Origin of the sequence: Bradyrhizobium sp. CCGB01 (assembly GCF_024199795.1) — a bacterium.
Taxonomy (GTDB): domain Bacteria; phylum Pseudomonadota; class Alphaproteobacteria; order Rhizobiales; family Xanthobacteraceae; genus Bradyrhizobium.
On sequence record NZ_JANADK010000001.1, the window covers coordinates 2,119,911 to 2,137,327 of the forward strand.

Below are 17,417 nucleotides of genomic sequence, written 5' to 3' on the forward strand. Positions count from 1 at the left end.
GATCTGCAACATGACCGACAGCTTCACCATCCGCTCGATCGAGGCGTTCTGCTATCGCTACCCGCTGGCGACGCCGGTGGTGACCTCGTTCGGCAAGATGCTCAACCGTCCCGCCGTCTTCGTTCGCGCAATCGACGAGGACGGCGCCGAGGGATGGGGTGAAGCCTGGTCGAACTTTCCGGCACCGGGCGCGGAGCATCGCGCCCGGCTCGTCAACGAAGTCCTTGCGCCGGGCCTCGTCGGGCGCAGGTTCGACGGTCCCGGCCAGGCCTTCGAGGTTCTGACCAAAGGCACCGAAGTTCTCGCCCTTCAATGCGGTGAGCCCGGTCCGTTTGCGCAGGCGATTTCGGGCATCGATCTGGCGCTGTGGGACCTCTCAGCGCGCCGGCAGCGCTTGCCGTTGTGGCGGCTGCTCGGCGGACAGTCGAGCAGGATCAAGGTCTATGCCAGCGGCATCAATCCCGGCGGTGCAGCGCAGACGGCGGAAGCTGCGCTCAAGCGCGGCCATCGCGCGCTGAAGCTGAAGGTCGGCTTCGGAGCCGAGACCGACCTCGCCAACCTCTCTGCGCTGCGCGCCATCATCGGCACGGGCATGCTCGCCACCGACGCCAATCAGGGCTGGTCGGTGGATCAGGCACTGGAAATGCTGCCGCACCTCGCCGCATTCGATTTGCGCTGGCTGGAGGAGCCTATCCGCGCCGACCGGCCGCGCGAGGAATGGCGCAAGCTGCGCGCGGCCGCGAAGATGCCGATTGCCGCCGGCGAGAACATTTCCAGCGTGGAAGACTTCAAGGAGGTCCTCGCAGAAGACGTGCTCGGCGTGGTCCAGCCCGACATCGCGAAATGGGGCGGGCTCAGCGCCTGCGCCGCAATCGCGCGCGACATTCTGAAATCGGGCAAGATTTTCTGCCCGCATTATCTCGGCGGCGGCATCGGACTGCTGGCCTCGGCGCATCTGCTCGCCGGCATCGGCGGCGACGGCTGGCTCGAGGTCGACGCCAACGACAATCCGCTGCGCGACCGGTTCTGCGGTGCCGTTGCCAATGTCACTGATGGTACGATCGTCCTCGGCGAGGAACCGGGGCTCGGGTTCACGCCAGACCTGACAGGGATCGCGAACTATCGCAGCCTGTAGACGGCTCCGACGCCGGCGTCGTCGCGCGCCGCGCCGGCGAGTTTCCCCTTGCGTTCTATTCCTTGTCGCGGAAAGCTCCCGGGGCGATGGGCAGCCGCATCACATTTCATAGCGGCGGCCCGAGCCATGTCGTGTTGCGCTTGAAAATCAAAGTTCGTTCTGCTCATTAGAGGGCTGAAATTGCGCTGCAACATGCGCAAAAAAGCCCATCGACTAAAGTCGATAGCCAGCGAGGAAACGAAATAATGCGCAAGCTCACTTTGGCCATTGCCGTGATCGCCCCGATGCTCGGTCATGCCGCGTCGGCCGAGGATACCATCAAGATCGGCTATATCGATCCGCTCTCGGGCGGCGGCGCCAGCGTCGGCGAAGGTGGTTTGAAGACATTCCAGTATCTGGCCGACGAGCTCAACGCCAAGGGCGGCATCCTTGGCAAGAAGATCGAGATCGTTCCGCTCGACAACAAGACCAATCCGCAGGAGAGCCTGGTGCAGGCCCAGAAGGCGATCGACGCCGGGGTCCACTACATCACGCAGGGCAACGGCTCGTCCGTCGCCGCGGCGCTGTCGGATTTCGTCACCAAGAACAACACGCGCAATCCCGGCAAGGAAGTCCTGTACTTCAACTACGCCGCCGTCGATCCGAGCCTGACCAACGAGAAGTGCAGCTTCTGGCATTTCCGCTGGGATGCGAGCTCCGACATCAAGATGGAGGCGCTCACCAGCTACATGAAGGACGTCCCGTCGATCAAGAAGGTGTACCTGATCAACCAGGACTATTCGTTCGGTCAGTCCGTCCGCACCGATGCGCGCAAGATGCTCGGCGCCAAGCGCCCCGACATCCAGATCGTCGGCGACGAGCTGCACCCGCTGCTCAAGGTCACCGACTTCTCGCCCTACATCGCCAAGATCAAGGCGTCCGGCGCCGACAGCGTCGTCACCGGCAATTGGGGCCAGGACATTGCGCTGCTGCTCAAGGCCGCCGCGGATGCCGGTCTGAAGGTCAACTGGTACACCTATTATGCGGGTGGCGCCGGCGGTCCGACCGCGATCAAGCAGACCGGTCTCGATCACCAGGTGTTCCAGATCACCGAGGGCTTCGCCAATTCGGGCAACCAGGCCGCGATGGACTTCGAGAAGTCCTTCCGCGCCAAGGCCAACATGTCGCTCTGGTATCCGCGTGCGGTCAACGAGATGCGCATGTTCAAGGCCGCGGCCGAGAAGGCCAACTCGATCGAACCCGTGAAGGTGGCGGCGGCGCTCGAGGACCTGAAGTTCGAGGTTCTCGACGGCGGCCAGGGTGTTATGCGCAAGGACGACCACCAGTTCTTCCAGCCGATCTACATCTCCTCCTTCGGCAAACTCGCCGCCAACGAGCCGTTCGACGAGGAGAACACCGGTTGGGGCTGGCACCTGGTCTCGAAGGTCGACACGCCGCAGGCCATGGTCTCCACGACCTGCAAGATGGTGCGGCCGTAATCACGACATCCGTCGTTTTCCCGCGGCCGCCATCGGTCGCGGGAAAATGGCGGCCGGACGACGTTTGATTGGACGATGTTCACCCGGGGCCATCAGGCCCCGGCCGGAGACGAGTGCGCTGTGCTTGAACTCATTGTCATTTCGACCCTGAACGGCGTGCTGTTCGGCATGCTGCTCTTCCTGCTGTCGAGCGGGCTGACCGTCATCTTCAGCATGATGGGCGTGCTCAACTTCGCCCATGCCAGCTTCTACATGCTCGGCGCCTTCTTCGGCTTCCAGCTCACCAAGTGGATCGGCTTCTGGCCGGCGCTGGTGCTCGCGCCGCTGCTGGTCGGTGCGATCGGCATGGCGGTGGAGCGCTACGGCCTGCGCAACACCCACAAGCACGGTCATGTCGCCGAATTGCTGCTGACGTTCGGTCTCGCGTTTGCGATCGAAGAAATCGTCTCGATGATCTGGGGCAAGAGCCCGGTCGACTACCGCGTCCCGGCGCTGCTCGACTTCCCGGCCTTCACGATCTTCTCGACCAACTATCCCGCCTACAAGATCTTCATGCTGGCCGTGTCGGTCGTGATCTTCGTCGCGCTCCTGATCGTGCTCAAGCGCACCCGCGTCGGCCTGATCGTGCAGGCGGCGTTGACGCATCCGCACATGGTCGGGCATCTCGGCCACAATGTCGGGCGCGTGTTCATGGTGGTGTTCGGCGTCGGCAGCGCGCTCGCCGGCATTGCCGGCGTCATTGCGGGCCCGGCCCTGGTGACGCAGTCGGACATGGCCGCGGCACTCGGACCCATCCTGTTCGTCGTCATCGTGTTCGGCGGCCTCGGCTCCTTGCCCGGCGCTTTCATCGCCTCGCTGGTCATCGGCCTGGTGCAGACTTTTGCGGTCGCGCTGAACGGCTCGCTGGCGAGTGCATTCGGACCGCTCGATCCATCGGCGGGGCCGTCCGTGCTCACCGACATCTGGAATGTCACGATCGCGCAGGTCGCGCCGATCGTTCCCTATATGCTGCTGGTGCTCATTCTGATCGTTCGCCCCATGGGCCTGATGGGGACGCGCGAGTCATGACGACTGTAAAGAGTTCGGCATCGAAGGCCACGGCGACTCCCGCCGGCGGCAGCCTGCGCTTCTATGGTGTCTGGCTGATCGGCATCGCCGCGCTGATCGTCCTGCCGATGATCTTCTCCTCCGGCGGCTCGCTGACGTCGTTCAGCCTGATCGGCATCGCGATCGTCTTCGCGCTCTCCTACAATATCCTGCTCGGCCAGACCGGCCTGTTGTCGTTCGGTCACGCCGTGCACTACGGCCTCGGCGGTTTCGCGGCCTGTCACATGATGAACGCGGTGGTCTCGCACGGCTGGCCGATCCCGCTGCCGTTCATCCCGCTGTTCGGCGGGATCGGTGGTCTGGTTTTCGCGATCATCATCGGCTGGGTCATGACCAAGCGCGCCGGCACCGTGTTCGCGATGATCTCGCTCGGCATCGGCGAATTGGTGGCGTCGTCTTCGCTGATCCTGCGCTCGGTGTTCGGCGGCGAAGCCGGCATCACCACGGATCGCACCGCGCTGCCCAAGATGTTCGGCTGGTCGTTCGGGCCGCAGCTTCAGGTGTACTATTTGATCGCGTTCTGGCTGGTGCTGTCGGCGATCGCGATGTACGCGCTGACGCGGACGCCGCTCGGGCGGATCAGCAACGCGGTCCGCGACAATCCCGAGCGCGTCCAGTTCATCGGCTACGATCCTCACGTGGTCCGCTATCTCGCCTTCTGCTTTGCCGGGTTCTTCGCCGGCGTCGCCGGTGGCCTCGCCGCGATCAATTTCGAGATCGCTAACTCCGCCTATCTCGGCGCGATCCAGTCCGGCCTCGTGCTGTTCTCCACGTTCATCGGCGGCACCGCCTATTTCTTCGGCCCGATCCTCGGTGCGATCCTCGTCACCTATCTCCAGCTCGGGCTGACCAGCGTCACCAGCGTCTGGCAGCTCTATTTCGGCATCATCTTCATCGGCATCGTGATGTTCTCGCCCGGCGGCATCGCCGGCTTGCTCATGATGCACCGGCCGCTGGTTCGCGCGGGAACGTTGTGGACCGTGATCCCGTCCTATCTCGTCGCTGTTGTGCCGACCGTGGCGCTCGCCTGCGGCGTCATCCTGACCATCGAGACGGTCGCGCGGTATTCCGGCGGCGAGGCTATCAACCTGTTCGGGATAGCATTCAACCCGAAATCGCCGGTGACATGGATTTCTGCCGCGGTCCTCGTGGTCGGCGGCGCGTTCGTCGCGCGGCTGACCTGGCGGCGGATCGCGGACGCGTGGGACAGGGCTGCGACTGTCGCCCGTGACCGGGGGTATCTGGCATGAGCGAAGCCAAGGCCACAGCCATCGAAGTCCGCGCCGTCGAAAAGCGCTTCGGCAATGTCGGCATCATCCGTGACCTCAATCTCAGCGTCGCGAAAGGCGAGCGTCACGCCGTCATCGGTCCGAACGGCGCCGGAAAATCCACGACGTTCAACCTGATCAGCGGCCACATCCAGCCGACCTCGGGCGAGGTGAAGCTGAACGGTGATGTGATCTCGGGCCTGCGGCCGTTCGAGATCAACCGGCGCGGCCTGTCGCGCTCGTTCCAGGTCACCAACGTGTTCGCCCGCATGTCGGTCTGGGAGAACGTCCGCTGTGCCGTGCTGTGGGCGACGGGACATCGCTACGCCTTCTGGAAGAACGTCGACAGCCTGCCGGAGGTGCGCGATCGCACGGCGCAGATCCTGGACGACATCCACCTGACGCACCGGCGCGACGTTCCGGCGGGACTTCTGACCTACGCCGAGCAGCGCGAGCTCGAGATCGGCATCACCATCGCGAGCGGGGCCACCGTCGTGATGCTGGACGAGCCGACCGCCGGCATGAGCCATGCCGAAACCGACCGCGCGGTGGCGCTGATCCGGCGGCTGACCGAGGGCAAGACCCTCGTCATCGTCGAGCACGACATGAGCGTCGTGTTCGGCCTTGCCGACCGCATCTCGGTTCTCGTTTACGGCCACATCATCGCATCGGGCACGCCGGAAGAGATCCGGCGCGATCCGAAGGTCAAGGAAGCCTATCTCGGCGAGGAAGCGCACTGATGCTCGAGGTCAGGGATCTCCACGCCTATTACGGCAAGAGCCACATCCTTCAGGGCGTCGACCTCGATGTCGCCGCGGGCGAGGTCGTGAGCCTGCTCGGCCGCAACGGCGTCGGTCGCTCCACCACGGTCAAGGCCATCATGGGCGAGGTCGCGCCGCAAGGCACGATCCGCTTCAAGGGCAAGGACATCGCCGGCCTGCCCAGCTACAAGATCGCGCGCCTTGGCCTGGGTTATGTCCCCGAGCATCGCGACATCTTCCCGAGCCTGACGGTTCGCCAGAACCTCCTGCTCGGCGTCAAGGACACGCGCCGCCCCGGCAAATGGCGACTGCAGGACATGCTCGACATGTTCCCCAATCTCGCCGCGCGCGCCGATACGGCCGCGGGCGTGCTGTCCGGCGGCGAGAAGCAGATGCTCACGACCTGCCGCACGCTGATGGGCGATCCTGACTTGATCATGATCGACGAGCCGACCGAAGGTCTGGCGCCGCTGATCGTGCAGCAGGTCGGCGATCTCATTGCCCGCATCGCGCAGGCCGGCGTTGCAATCCTCCTCGTCGAGCAGAAGCTGTCGATCGCGATGCGCATCTCCAAGCGCGTCTACATCATGGGCCACGGCCGCGTCGTGTTCGAGGGAACGCCGGACGAGCTGAAGGCCAATGCCGCCGTGCGACAGGAATGGCTCGAGGTCTGACGCTCACTTTGTCGTGTGACGCGCCGTAAAACTGAACGGCTGCAAGCTGCGCATACGCATCTGAATTCTTCGCTACATCTCACGCTGCATAATCAAGGTATCGTCGCGCTCGCCGGCATCGCCATCGATGCGGCCGATGAAAACCAAGAAGAAAGTGGAGGGCGCCGGCGGCAGCCTGTGAGCTCGCACGTCGATGCGTCTTGCCTGTGAAGGAGATGCCGAGCATGCCGGGAAAACAGCTGGTCCGTGGAGCTGTCGCTCTATTGGCAATCGTGGGGGCTGCTTCGGCCGCACGCGCCGGAAATTACGACACCGGCGCGACCGACACGAGCATCAAGCTCGGGCAGACCATGCCCTATTCGGGACCGGCCTCCGCCTATTCTGCGATCGGCCGCGCCGAGATCGCCTATTTCAAGATGCTCAACGACAAGGGCGGCATCAACGGCCGCAAGGTCGAGCTGCTCAGCATGGACGACGGCTATTCGCCGTCGAAGACGGTCGAGCAGGTCAGGCGCCTCGCCGAGAGCGACGAGGTGCTGGCGATGTTCTCGATGCTCGGCACCGGCCCGAATATCGCGGCGCAGAAATATCTCAACGCCAAGAAGATCCCGCAGCTGTTCCCGTCGAGCGGCGCCAGCCGCTGGAACGATCCGCAGCATTTTCCGTGGACCACCGGCTCGCAGCCGACCTACCGGACCGAGGGTCGCATCTACGCCAAGTGGATTCTGGCGAACAAGCCGAATGCCAAGATCGCCGTCATCACGCCAAACGAGGATCCCGGCCGCGACTATCTCGCCGGCTTCAAGGAAGGCCTCGGCGAGCACGTCAACCAGATCGTGTCGGAGGCCACCTACGAGACGTCGGATCCGACCGTGGATTCCCAGATCGTCAAGTTCAAGGCCGCCGGCGCCGACGTCGTCTTCAATGAGTGCACGCCGAAATTCGCGGCGCAAGCGATCAAGAAAATCGCCGAGCTCGGCTGGAAGCCGCAGATCATCCTTCCCGCCGTCTCCAACTCGGTCGGCTCCGTGCTGGTGCCGGCCGGGCTCGACAATTCCGTCGGCATCGTCACCGGCGCCTTCCAGAAGGACCCCGGCGATCCGCGCTGGGAGAATGATGCCGGCATGAAGGCCTGGCGTGAATGGATGAAGACCTACAATTCAGGCGCCGATCCCGCCGACGTCTTCAACGTCACCGGCTACACCATGGCGCAGATCATGGAGCTGGTGCTGCAGCGCGCCGGCAACGATTTGACCCGCGCGAACCTGATGAAGCAGACGCAATCCTTCAAGGACATCGAGCTGCCGATGCTGCTGCCGGGCATCAAGCTGAACACCTCGGCCGAGCAGGTCACGCCGATCCGCCAGTTGCAGATGGCGCGGTTCAACGGCAAGTCCTGGGAGCTGTTCGGCGACGTGCTCGGCGAATAGAATCGACGTCTCGTGGCAGGCGGGCAGGGCATCAGCCTCGCCCGCTTGCAATTGCCCCACTCGACCTTCCTCCAGCCACAGTGAAAAGACGATGACAGCGACCGGCCCCCTCAGCGGTATCCGCGTTCTCGATCTGACGAGCGTGCTGTTCGGTCCCTATGCCGCGCAGATGCTCGGTGACTGGGGCGCCGATGTCATCAAGGTCGAGCCGCCCGCCGGCGACACCTGGCGCTACACCGGCGTGTTCCGGAATCGCGGCATGAGCGGCCAATTCATGGCAGTCAACCGCAACAAGCGCAGCCTCGCGCTCGATCTGAAACATCCGGACGGCAAGGCCGCGCTGGCGAAGCTGATCCGGACGGTCGACGCGCTCGTCACCAATGTGCGGCCTGCGGCGATGGCGCGGCTCGGCTTCGGCTATGAAGCCTGCGCAAAACTCAACCCGCGGCTGATCTATGCTGCCGCGACCGGCTTCGGCCAGGACGGCCCGTGGGCGGCGCGCCCCGCCTTCGACGAGATCATCCAGGCCGCGTCAGGCCTGGCGTCCTCGATCGGATCGGACGAGGAGCCGGAATTCATCCCGAGCCTCGTCGGCGACAAGATCTGCGCCATGGCGATGGTCGGCGCGGTGTCCGCGGCTCTGTTCCGGCGCGAGCGAACCGGGCAGGGCCAGATGGTCGAGGTGCCGATGCTGGAGACGATCGCGGGCTTCAACAGCATCGAGATGCTTGGCGGGCACGCCTTTGATCCGCCGATCGGCCCGACCGGCTACAAGCGGATGAAGAACCGGCGCCCGGTGCAGACCAAGGACGGCTGGCTGACGATGCTGCCTTATTCCGGGGACAATTGGTGCGCCTTCTTCGAGGCCGTCGGCCGCCCCGAACTAAGCGACGAGCTCGGCGTGCGCGATCCGGTGCTGCGCTCGCAAAACATCGACAAGATCTACGACCGCATGAGCGAGATCGGTCCGACCCGCACCACGGCGGAGTGGGAGGAATTGCTGCTGCGGCTGGATGTGCCGCACACGGCCTTCGCCCGGCTCACCGAGATCGGCGAGCAGCCGCATCTCGCGGCGGTCGGGCTGTTTGCGGATATCGATCATCCCACCGAAGGACGGATCCGGCAGGCGCGGCCCGCGACGAAGTTCTCGGAAAGCCCGGCCGGCATCCATCGCATGGCGCCGCGCCTCGGCGAGCACTCGCGCGAGGTGCTCCGCGAGGCCGGCCTGAGCGAGGCCGAAATCCAGGCGTTCGTCGACAGCAAGGCGGTTGGTGTCGCCTCTTGAGCCGGTCGGTGCTCAGGGACCGTCACACATCTCTGTGATGACGGTCACATCCTGCTGCTTCGAGCAGGTCTAGTATGGGGTTGTTCATCAAAGCCCGGATTCGATCATGGCCACGACCGATCTTGCCTTCGTTTTGCGCAAGCTGGGTCTTGCCGCCGCTCTCATCTGTGTCCTCCTCAGCCTCACGGTGTTCGCAGTGTTGCTGGTGAGGGAGCATGACCCGGTCGGGCAGGCTGCCTTGCGGGCTCTGCCCCTCATGGCCTTTGCGTTATTCGGCGTGTTCGGCGCTGCAATGACGCGGCTGATCGGGCGCCGGACCTGTTAGCGGCGCCAAAACCGGACATTCTGCCGCAGCGATTCGCCGCCAGCTCCGGACCAGCTCCGGCCCCGGGCCATCTTCCGCCTTTCCAAGCCGTCGTATATGAGAGATTTGCCGCCGGACCGGACTGAATATTGCCGGATACGGAACGCAAGGTGGCTGCGATTTCTTAATCCAGAGATCGCAATCTCAGACTTAAGGCACGGACTGGTACTGGACCGGGGTATGGCATGAAAGACCTGATGACGACGGCGCAATCCACCACGGCGATGCGGCGTTGGCGGCCTCCCGGACTTGTTGCGCTGGCCGCGGTCGCCGCCCTGACGGCGCTGACCGCCAGCGCCGAGGCGGCCAAGCAGGCGCGCCAGCCGGTCGAGGCGGTGGCGCCGCGCGAGGCCGGTGAACCGATCATGGCGATCGTGTCGATCAAGAGCCAGCAGGTCACCTTCTACGATGCCGACGGCTGGATCCTGCGCGCGCCGGTCTCCACCGGCACCACGGGCCGCGAGACGCCGGCCGGCGTCTTCGCCATCGTCGAGAAGGACAAGGACCACCGCTCGACCATGTATGACGATGCCTGGATGCCGAACATGCAGCGCATCACCTGGAACGGCATCGCGCTGCATGGCGGGCCGCTGCCCGGCTATGCCGCCTCGCACGGCTGCGTGCGCATGCCCTTCAATTTCGCCGAGGGCCTGTTCGACAAGACGAACATCGGAATGCGGGTGATCATCTCCCCGAACGACGCGGCTCCGATCGATTTCACTCATGCCTCGTTGTTCGTGCCGAAGCGCGAGGCCATCGCGGCAGTGCCGAGCCGGGCCGACAAGCTCTCGGCCGAAGCCGAGGAGGCGACCCAGGCCGCCGCCGAAACCAAGAAAGCTGCGGCCGCAGCCGCGAAGGAGGCCGCGTCGCTTCCTGCGTCGCTGCGCAAGCTGGAACAGCAGAAGGCCAAGGCCGACGCCGAGCTCGCCTTCGCGGACAAGAAGGTCGCAGGTGCAAAGACCGATCAGGCGCGGGCACAGGCCGAGGAGCTGAAGCAGAAGGTTGCCACCAAGGCTGCAGACGCAGCATCGGCGCTCGATGCCGCCAAGGCCGCCGCGCAGCCGAAGCGCGACGCCGTCGCTGCCACGAAAGAAGCCGCGAAGGTCGCGGCAACCAGGAAGGCCGATGCGGTGACGGCTGCGACCGACGCCAAGCTCGCGCTCGAGCCGGTCTCGGTCTACATCAGCCGCGCGACGCAGAAGCTCTATGTGCGTCGGAACACGCACAAGCCGGCGCCGGATGGCGGCGGCGAGGTGTTCGACACCAGCATCGAGGTCCCCGTCACGATCCGCAATCCCGACCAGCCGCTCGGCACGCACATCTTCACCGCGATGGCGAAGAACGATACCGGCCTGCGCTGGAGCGTGGTCACGATCGAAAGCGGTGACGACGCCAAGGACGCGCTCGACCGCATCACCATCCCGCGGGACGTGTGGGATCGCATCGGGCCGACCGCATTGCCGCGCTCGTCGATCATCATCTCGGACGAGCCGTTGAGCGCCGAGACCAATTACCGCACCGAGTTCGTCGCGGTGCTGAGCAATCATCCGCAGGGCGGCTTCATCACGCGCAAGCCGACCGCGCCGCCTCCCATGGACGTTGCCAGCGACGACAGCTGGGCCAATGGCGGCAACGGCTTCGGCTTCTTCTTCCAGCAGCGCGATCAATATCCGCAGCCCGTCAATCCGCGCCGGCGCGGCCAGTACCAGTATTATCAGCCGGCACAGCCGATGCAGCGAAGTTTCTGGTAAGGCGCGGCAGACCGGGGCCCGCAATTACCGGCGGGCTTCGATCACGATAGCCTGGATCTTGCCCTCGACCGCACCGGATCCGTGGCGCGTTCGCAGCGCCTCGGCAACGAAGTCGGTTGCAGCCTGAAGCTTGCTGGCATCCCTGGCCTCGATCTCGCTGCGCAGCGGTGTGCCCTGGCAGAGCGCGATCGCGACGTACTCGGCCGACGGCGCGCGGCTGGTCTCGGATCGCGTTTCGATCGTGATGTCGCGGAAGCCCGCACGTTCGAGGTCGGCGCTGATGACGGCTTTGTCGTGATAACCGTGCGGCGTCCGGATCATGAAACGCGGGGGATCGTCGGGAAACATCTTGCCGAGCGCGGCCGTCGCGTCTTGCGAGAGCACATTGTCCTCGATGCGATCCCAGACGTTGAACACGAACGTGCCATCGCCCTTCAGGACGCGCTTCACCTCCTCGTAAGCTTTGACACGGTCCGGAAAGAACATCGCGCCGAACTGGCAGCAGACCACGTCGAACTCGGCGTCGCCGAACGGCAGCGCCATTGCATCCGCCTGGCGCCAGCTGATGCGATCGTCACCCACCTGACGCTGCGCGGCGACTGCAAGCATCGGCTCGTTGAGGTCGGTCGCGACGTAACGGACGCCGCGCGGCAACGCCGCCGCCGCGGCGCGCGTGACGGCGCCGGTGCCGGCTGCGATCTCGAGCAGCGTGGAGGGGGCTCGCGCGGCGACGCGCCTTGCGATGTCCTCCGCATAGACGGAGAAGATCATCGGCACCAGATATTCGTCGTAGAGCTTCGGGATCGAGCCGGCGAAAACCTTGTCAGTGCTAGACATGCTTGCCTCGCTGAAGGTTCGGACACTGGGCTCATGCTACCATGGATCGCGGTCTCACCGCACCGGCAGCTTGTTCCGGTCGCAATCCAGCGATCGGCCTTAGGGTTTCGCGCCGCCGACCTCACGGATCGCTCGCGTGCCGTCCCAGTTCATCGCTGCCTGCCGGACTTTCTCGAAGAACGGCCCCTTGGTGCCGCTGATGTCGGAGATCTCGATGATGGTTCCCGGGTGCGCCTGCGTGTCGAAATAGGCAAAGCGCCCCTTGTCGCCGCCGATCTGGCCCTCATGGCCGACCTTGTAGCCGAGCCCGATCGCTCTGTCGTAGAGCGCCTGGTAGTCGTGGCTCCAGTAAGACATGTGCTGGAGGCCCTCGTGGCCGGCGTCCAGAAACTCCTTGTACAGCGAGGGCGCGTCGTTGCGCTGCTGGATCAGCTCGATCTGGAGATCGCCGGAATTGGCCAGCGCGATGCTCATCTCGACCGCGGAATCCTGGCCGCGATGGCGGAACCAGTCGGTCTTGACGCGGTCCATGTAGTACCAGGGACCGACGCCCATCACTTCGATCCAGTGCGTCATCGCAGCCTGGATGTCCCGCACCACATATCCGTTCTGGCGCACCGCGCCGAAGATGCGGCTCATGCCCGCGCTCCTGTTCCCAATTTTTTCACTTCAGACTGTTGGACGAGTTCGGCCTGCATGGTTCGAGACGCCCGCTTTGCGGGCTCCTCACCATGAGGGGCTGATACCCCACCGCGCAACGGGTCCTCATCCTGAGGAGCCCGCCGCAGGCGGGCGTCTCGAAGGATGGCCGCGCCCGCAGATTCCACGCGTTCTTGTTCACTTGACCTCGATGCCTGCGTCCTTGGCTACCTGCTTCCAGGCTGCGATGTCGCGGGCGTTGATGTCACGCTGCTCGTCGCCGGGCACGAATTGCGGCGTGATGCCGAGCCCCAGCAGCTTCTGCTTCACCTCGGCATCGCCGAGCGCGTCCTTCAGCGCCGCGGACAGTTTTTGCGCGACCGGCGGTGCGAGTCCCGCCGGCGCATACATCGCCCATGACAGGCTGCGGTCGAACGCCACGCCCTGTTCCTTGTAGGTCGCGACGTCAGGCAGGCTCGGCGAGCGCTCGCCACAGGCGGCCAGCGCCTTGATCGAGCCGTCCTTGACCAGCGGCGTCGCGGTCGCCATGTCGAGCGTCGCCAGCGAAATGTGGCCGCCGAGCAGGTCGCCGGCAAGCTTTGCAATGCCGTTGAACGGCACGTGCTCCATCTTGATGCCGGTCTGCTGCATCAGGATTTCCGCGCAGAATTGTCCGGTCGATCCGACGCCCCAGCTGCCGTACTGGATCGGTTCACCCTTCCTGGCCAGCGCGATCAGGCTCTTGATGTCATTGGCGGGAAAGTCCTTGGTTGCCACCAGCATGATCGAGGACGTCCCGACGCGGCCGATGGTCGTGAAATCCTTGATCGGGTCGTAGGCCAGCTTTGGATAGATCGCAGGCGCCAGCACATGCGTGGTCATGCCGCCGACCGTGATGGTGTAGCCGTCATTCGCCGATGTCGCGACCATCTGCGTGCCGAGCGTGCCGGCTGCACCGGTGTGGTTCTCGATATAGATGCTCTGTCCCAGCGTCTTGCCCATCTTGTCGGCGAGCAGCCGCCCGACCACGTCGCCGCCGCCACCAGCCGCGTAAGGCAGCAGCATCTTGATCTTGTGCGTGGGATAGGCGGCCGGATCCTCGGCGCGCGACGGCAGCGCCGCCGACAGCAATGCGAGAAACGAAAGCGTGACGGTGCGCAGCATCATGTGATTTCCCCCTATTCCTCGAAACGAAATCTGTAGGAGTCGCCGTGCCGGATCACGCGTCCCGCGGTCGGCGCCGGAAAATGGCCGGTGAGCAGATAGCTTGGCGTATCGGCAAGCTCTTCCAGCAACGCCATTCGCGTTGCGACCGCGGCGGCCGGATCGACATCGGCGGCATTCGACAGCCACGGCGCGGCGCACTGGATCGGATGATGGATGACGTCGCCCGACATCACCGCGTGATCGTGTCCGCCGTTGAGGTGGATCTGCATGTTGCCGGCGGTGTGGCCCGGTGCCGGCGCGAACCGCAAGGCCGCATCGCGCTCGCTAAACAGGCGGTGATCGGTCTCGACCAGCTCAGCCTGGCCCGCGGCGACCACCGGCAGCACGGAATCCTCGAACGAGCCGTGGTTCACGGGACTCTTCGGCGCGGCGTTGTGCGCGGCTTCGAAGTGACGATATTCGGCGCGGCCCATCAAATAGCGCGCGTTGGGGAAGGTCGGTACCCAGCGGCCGTCCACGAGCCGCGTATTCCAGCCGACGTGATCGACGTGCAGATGCGTGCACATCACGAAGTCGACCTCTTCAGGCGCAACGCCGAGCGCCTGCATGTTCTCAAGGTAAGGCTGGTTGAGGTCATTCCACGCCGGCACCCGCGGCCGCTTCTTGTGATTGCCGCAACAGGTGTCGACGATGGCCGTCCAGCGCGGCGTGCGCACGAGATAGGAGTGGTGGCTGAGGATGAAGCGGCCGGTCTCCGGCTCGATATAGCGGTGATCGAGCCAGTTGCGGTTCTCCGCGATCACCTCGTCGGTGACGTTGGCGAACAGCCAGGTCTTGTCGAACGCAAGCGAAGGGATCTCGCTGACGAGATCCACCCGCATGCTGCCGATCCGCAACCCCCGCATTGGCTCAATTCTTCAGGAGGTCGCCGAACGGCACCCAGCGGGTACCGTCGAAGCGGATCAGCTGGAGGCTCGTCATCGGCGTATAGTGCTCGGGCGAGTTGTTCACCGCGGTGCCGTTGATCAGCATCGGCAAGCGTACGTCCTTCATCGTCGTCGCCTGCTTCATCACGTTGGCGCGGGTGAGGTCGTTGCCGGAGGCCTTCAGCACCGTCACCAGCGTCTGGGCGATGGTGTAGCCATAGACGTTGAGCCAGTCGCTCTTGTTGGCGTCCGGCAGATATTTGTCCATGAAGGCAGCCCATTCCTTATAGCCGGCATCGTCCTTCGACGCCGGATCGGTCGCGTCCTTCAGATACTGGCTGGAGATGACGCCGGTGGAGTTGTCCTTGCCGGCCGGCTCCAGTACGCCGCTGATCGAGGCCGAGACGTTGGAGATGATGGTGACGGGCTTCCAGCCGATCTCGCCGATCTTGCGGATCGCCTGCGCGGCAAATTTCGGCGTCGCCGCCACCAGCACGACGTCCGCGCCGGCGGTCTTCAGTTGCAGGATCTGGGTGTCGACGGTCGGCGCCGAGGTCTCATAGGCCGCGCGCGCGACGATCGCTTCGCCACCGCCGAGCCCTTCCTCCAGCGCTTTCAGGTAGTCCTTGCCGAGATCGTCGTTCTGATAGAGCACGCCGATCTTCGCATTGGCGTGGCTCGCCTTGATGTATCTGGCGTAGGCGATGGCCTCGTCGCGGTAGGTTGGCTGCCAGCCGACGGTCCACGGAAAGTTCTTGGGATCGTCCCACTTCGCCGCGCCAGAACCGAGGAAGAGCTGCGGCACCTTGCGGTCGTTGAGATATTTGTGCACGGCGCTGTTGGTCGGGGTGCCGACGCCGCCGAAGATCAGCAGCACTTCCTCGCTCTCGACCAGGCGCCGCGTCTGCTCCACCGTCTTCGGCGGGCTGTAGGCATCGTCCGCGATGATCATCTGGATGCGCCGCCCGTTGACGCCGCCGTCGTCGTTCACCTTGCGAAAATAGGCCTCCGCGGATTTCGCGATCTGCGCGAACGCCGACACCGGACCGCTGAGCGGCGCGGTGGTGCCGATCTTGATGGTCTTGTCGTCGGCGCCGGGATCGTATTTCGCGGTTTGGGCAGAAGCGGTGCTGGCTGCGAGCAGCGGCAACAGGATGCAGGCCGCGCGAAAGCGGGCAAAGCGCGCCATGACGTCGTCTCCCCAAATTGCTCTCCGCCTCTCATGGAGCGGAGTTGAAACGCGAGAACAGCGCCCGAAAGCGGACTTGCGGGCCGCGACCGTTGTCGCCAGATTGACGAAACGAACGATCGTTCGTACGGTTGACTAGCGAACGATCGTTCGTTAGTCAAGCCGGATGGCTGTCCACACCTCCAGCGCAGCGGAAGCGGCTGCGCCCACCACCCGCGAGCGCATCCTGAGCGAAGCGCTTAATCTGTTCGCGCAGAGCGGCTATGGCGGCGCCTCGATGCGCGAGCTGGCGCGTCGCGTCGGCATCCGCGAAAGCAGCCTCTACAATCATTTCTCCGGCAAGGCCGCGATCCTGGAAGCGATCGTCAGCGAGCACGGTCCGGCCAGCTCGGCGAGCCGGCTGGAGGAGCCGCGCTACAGGCAGCTCGCGCGGCAGCCCGCCGCGCTCTGCCGGCAGTTTGCATTGGACCTCGTCGAGCAATGGTCCGACCCGCGCGAGCATCAGTTCCAGAAGGTCATCACCGCCGAGCGTAACCGCGTACCCGGCATTCGCGCCAAATTCGCCGACCATTTCTATGCGCGCGAGCAGAGCATGATGACGGATTATTTTCGCGGCTTCGCGCTCGCCGGTTTGGTCAAGACGCCTGACCCGCGCGAGACCGCGCGCCTGTTCGCCGCCGGCCTGATCTACATCCGCCTCGAGCATTACGTGATGGGCGCGGCACCTTCGCCGCGGCCGAAGGTGATCGAGGCGATCGACCGCTATCTCGCCTTCTTCCTGTCGCTGATCGCGGCGGATGGCGGCACGAACGACAACAAGAAACGAAGAACCAAGGGAGAGAATCGTGGCAAGGCTGCCCCTGATTGATCCGGAGACGACCAGCGGCGACATCCGCGCCTCGTTCGACCGCATGCCGGTCAAGCTCAACATCTTTCGCATGATGGCCCATGCCGAGGCCAACATGATCCCGGCGATGCGGCTCGGCAATTCGATCCTGCACAAGCAGAAGCTCAGCGCGGTCAACCGCGAGCTTTTGATCTTGCAGGCCGCCCAGCTCGAAGGCGGCGCCTATGAATGGCGCCAGCACGTGCCGATCGCGCTCGGCGTCGGCTGCACGCAAGCACAGATCGATGCGGTCGAGCGCAGCGACTATGATGCCGCCGCGTTGAGCGAGGCCGAGCGCGCCTTGCTGAAGTTTGGCCGCGAAGTGGTCGAGAACGTCCGCGTTCCCGAGACGATCTTCGCTGCCATGCGCAAGCACTTCAGCGACCAGGAGATCGTCGAGTCCATCGTCGCGCTTGGCTTCTACATGATGATGGCACGTCTCACCGAGGCCACCGAGACCGATCTCGATCCGGCAGCGGGCATGAAGGTCTATGACGGCGGCAAGAAGTAGGCGGCTGAG

17 protein-coding genes are annotated in these 17,417 nt (G+C 64.6%); 12 read left to right on the forward strand and 5 right to left on the reverse strand.

Going from position 1 to position 17,417, the window contains the following annotated elements:
- The first annotated feature begins 10 nt into the window (after positions 1-10).
- The 10 genes from NLM25_RS09525 (at position 11) to NLM25_RS09570 (ending at position 11,253) form a co-directional block, all read left to right on the forward strand.
- Entirely contained in the window at positions 11-1,135 is a 1,125-nt protein-coding gene (locus NLM25_RS09525) for a mandelate racemase/muconate lactonizing enzyme family protein (RefSeq protein WP_254136749.1), read from the forward strand.
- 245 nt (positions 1,136-1,380) lie between these two features.
- A complete protein-coding gene (locus NLM25_RS09530; RefSeq protein WP_254136750.1) occupies positions 1,381-2,613 on the forward strand; it encodes a branched-chain amino acid ABC transporter substrate-binding protein in 1,233 nt (410 codons plus the stop codon).
- 120 nt (positions 2,614-2,733) lie between these two features.
- Positions 2,734-3,681 carry a branched-chain amino acid ABC transporter permease gene (locus NLM25_RS09535; protein ID WP_254116608.1) on the forward strand — a complete coding sequence of 316 codons (948 nt, stop codon included), beginning with the start codon at positions 2,734-2,736 and terminating at the stop codon, positions 3,679-3,681.
- Complete coding sequence (locus NLM25_RS09540; protein ID WP_254136751.1) at positions 3,678-4,970, forward strand: branched-chain amino acid ABC transporter permease; 1,293 nt, start codon at positions 3,678-3,680, stop codon at positions 4,968-4,970. Before NLM25_RS09535 ends, NLM25_RS09540 begins: the two co-directional genes overlap by 4 nt.
- Positions 4,967-5,728 (forward strand): ABC transporter ATP-binding protein, encoded by a 762-nt coding sequence (locus NLM25_RS09545; protein WP_254136752.1) that lies wholly within the window; start codon positions 4,967-4,969, stop codon positions 5,726-5,728. Before NLM25_RS09540 ends, NLM25_RS09545 begins: the two co-directional genes overlap by 4 nt.
- Positions 5,728-6,423 carry an ABC transporter ATP-binding protein gene (locus NLM25_RS09550; RefSeq protein WP_014497636.1) on the forward strand — a complete coding sequence of 232 codons (696 nt, stop codon included), beginning with the start codon at positions 5,728-5,730 and terminating at the stop codon, positions 6,421-6,423. The genes NLM25_RS09545 and NLM25_RS09550 overlap by 1 nt, the downstream gene beginning before the upstream one ends.
- A gap of 215 nt (positions 6,424-6,638) precedes the next feature.
- A complete protein-coding gene (locus NLM25_RS09555; RefSeq protein WP_254116611.1) occupies positions 6,639-7,853 on the forward strand; it encodes an ABC transporter substrate-binding protein in 1,215 nt (404 codons plus the stop codon).
- Positions 7,854-7,944: 91 nt separating this feature from the next.
- Positions 7,945-9,138: a CaiB/BaiF CoA-transferase family protein gene (locus tag NLM25_RS09560; protein WP_254136753.1), complete on the forward strand. Its 1,194-nt coding sequence runs from the start codon at positions 7,945-7,947 to the stop codon at positions 9,136-9,138.
- Between the two features lie 106 nt (positions 9,139-9,244).
- On the forward strand, positions 9,245-9,463 hold the full coding sequence (locus NLM25_RS09565; protein WP_254116613.1) for a hypothetical protein: 219 nt from the start codon (positions 9,245-9,247) through the stop codon (positions 9,461-9,463).
- Between the two features lie 224 nt (positions 9,464-9,687).
- Complete coding sequence (locus NLM25_RS09570) at positions 9,688-11,253, forward strand: L,D-transpeptidase (RefSeq protein WP_254136754.1); 1,566 nt, start codon at positions 9,688-9,690, stop codon at positions 11,251-11,253.
- 24 nt (positions 11,254-11,277) lie between these two features.
- On the opposite strand, the gene NLM25_RS09575 is transcribed toward NLM25_RS09570, so the two are convergent.
- From NLM25_RS09575 to NLM25_RS09595, 5 genes are all read right to left on the reverse strand, one after another.
- Entirely contained in the window at positions 11,278-12,090 is an 813-nt protein-coding gene (locus NLM25_RS09575; RefSeq protein WP_254136755.1) for a class I SAM-dependent methyltransferase, read from the reverse strand.
- Positions 12,091-12,189: 99 nt separating this feature from the next.
- Positions 12,190-12,729, reverse strand: coding sequence for a VOC family protein (locus NLM25_RS09580; protein ID WP_254136756.1), 540 nt, complete (start codon positions 12,727-12,729; stop codon positions 12,190-12,192).
- Between the two features lie 198 nt (positions 12,730-12,927).
- Positions 12,928-13,896: a tripartite tricarboxylate transporter substrate binding protein gene (locus NLM25_RS09585; RefSeq protein WP_254136757.1), complete on the reverse strand. Its 969-nt coding sequence runs from the start codon at positions 13,894-13,896 to the stop codon at positions 12,928-12,930.
- Between the two features lie 11 nt (positions 13,897-13,907).
- Positions 13,908-14,777 carry an MBL fold metallo-hydrolase gene (locus NLM25_RS09590; RefSeq protein WP_254136758.1) on the reverse strand — a complete coding sequence of 290 codons (870 nt, stop codon included), beginning with the start codon at positions 14,775-14,777 and terminating at the stop codon, positions 13,908-13,910.
- Positions 14,778-14,805: 28 nt separating this feature from the next.
- Complete coding sequence (locus NLM25_RS09595) at positions 14,806-16,011, reverse strand: ABC transporter substrate-binding protein (RefSeq protein ID WP_254136759.1); 1,206 nt, start codon at positions 16,009-16,011, stop codon at positions 14,806-14,808.
- A 166-nt stretch (positions 16,012-16,177) separates the two neighbouring features.
- Between NLM25_RS09595 and NLM25_RS09600 the strand changes: the two genes are divergently transcribed.
- Positions 16,178-16,879 carry a TetR/AcrR family transcriptional regulator gene (locus NLM25_RS09600; RefSeq protein ID WP_254136760.1) on the forward strand — a complete coding sequence of 234 codons (702 nt, stop codon included), beginning with the start codon at positions 16,178-16,180 and terminating at the stop codon, positions 16,877-16,879.
- Complete coding sequence (locus tag NLM25_RS09605; protein WP_254136761.1) at positions 16,857-17,408, forward strand: carboxymuconolactone decarboxylase family protein; 552 nt, start codon at positions 16,857-16,859, stop codon at positions 17,406-17,408. Before NLM25_RS09600 ends, NLM25_RS09605 begins: the two co-directional genes overlap by 23 nt.
- Positions 17,409-17,417 lie beyond the last annotated feature (9 nt).

Coding starts and splice junctions, on each gene's coding strand:
- NLM25_RS09525 (WP_254136749.1), top strand. CDS start 11: ATGACCGACAGCTTCACCATCCGCTCGATCGAGGCGTTCTGCTATCGC.
- NLM25_RS09530 (WP_254136750.1), top strand. CDS start 1,381: ATGCGCAAGCTCACTTTGGCCATTGCCGTGATCGCCCCGATGCTCGGT.
- NLM25_RS09540 (WP_254136751.1), top strand. CDS start 3,678: ATGACGACTGTAAAGAGTTCGGCATCGAAGGCCACGGCGACTCCCGCC.
- NLM25_RS09545 (WP_254136752.1), top strand. CDS start 4,967: ATGAGCGAAGCCAAGGCCACAGCCATCGAAGTCCGCGCCGTCGAAAAG.
- NLM25_RS09550 (WP_014497636.1), top strand. CDS start 5,728: ATGCTCGAGGTCAGGGATCTCCACGCCTATTACGGCAAGAGCCACATC.
- NLM25_RS09555 (WP_254116611.1), top strand. CDS start 6,639: ATGCCGAGCATGCCGGGAAAACAGCTGGTCCGTGGAGCTGTCGCTCTA.
- NLM25_RS09560 (WP_254136753.1), top strand. CDS start 7,945: ATGACAGCGACCGGCCCCCTCAGCGGTATCCGCGTTCTCGATCTGACG.
- NLM25_RS09565 (WP_254116613.1), top strand. CDS start 9,245: ATGGCCACGACCGATCTTGCCTTCGTTTTGCGCAAGCTGGGTCTTGCC.
- NLM25_RS09570 (WP_254136754.1), top strand. CDS start 9,688: ATGAAAGACCTGATGACGACGGCGCAATCCACCACGGCGATGCGGCGT.
- NLM25_RS09575 (WP_254136755.1), bottom strand. CDS start 12,090: ATGTCTAGCACTGACAAGGTTTTCGCCGGCTCGATCCCGAAGCTCTAC.
- NLM25_RS09580 (WP_254136756.1), bottom strand. CDS start 12,729: ATGAGCCGCATCTTCGGCGCGGTGCGCCAGAACGGATATGTGGTGCGG.
- NLM25_RS09585 (WP_254136757.1), bottom strand. CDS start 13,896: ATGATGCTGCGCACCGTCACGCTTTCGTTTCTCGCATTGCTGTCGGCG.
- NLM25_RS09590 (WP_254136758.1), bottom strand. CDS start 14,777: ATGCGGGTGGATCTCGTCAGCGAGATCCCTTCGCTTGCGTTCGACAAG.
- NLM25_RS09595 (WP_254136759.1), bottom strand. CDS start 16,011: ATGGCGCGCTTTGCCCGCTTTCGCGCGGCCTGCATCCTGTTGCCGCTG.
- NLM25_RS09600 (WP_254136760.1), top strand. CDS start 16,178: ATGGCTGTCCACACCTCCAGCGCAGCGGAAGCGGCTGCGCCCACCACC.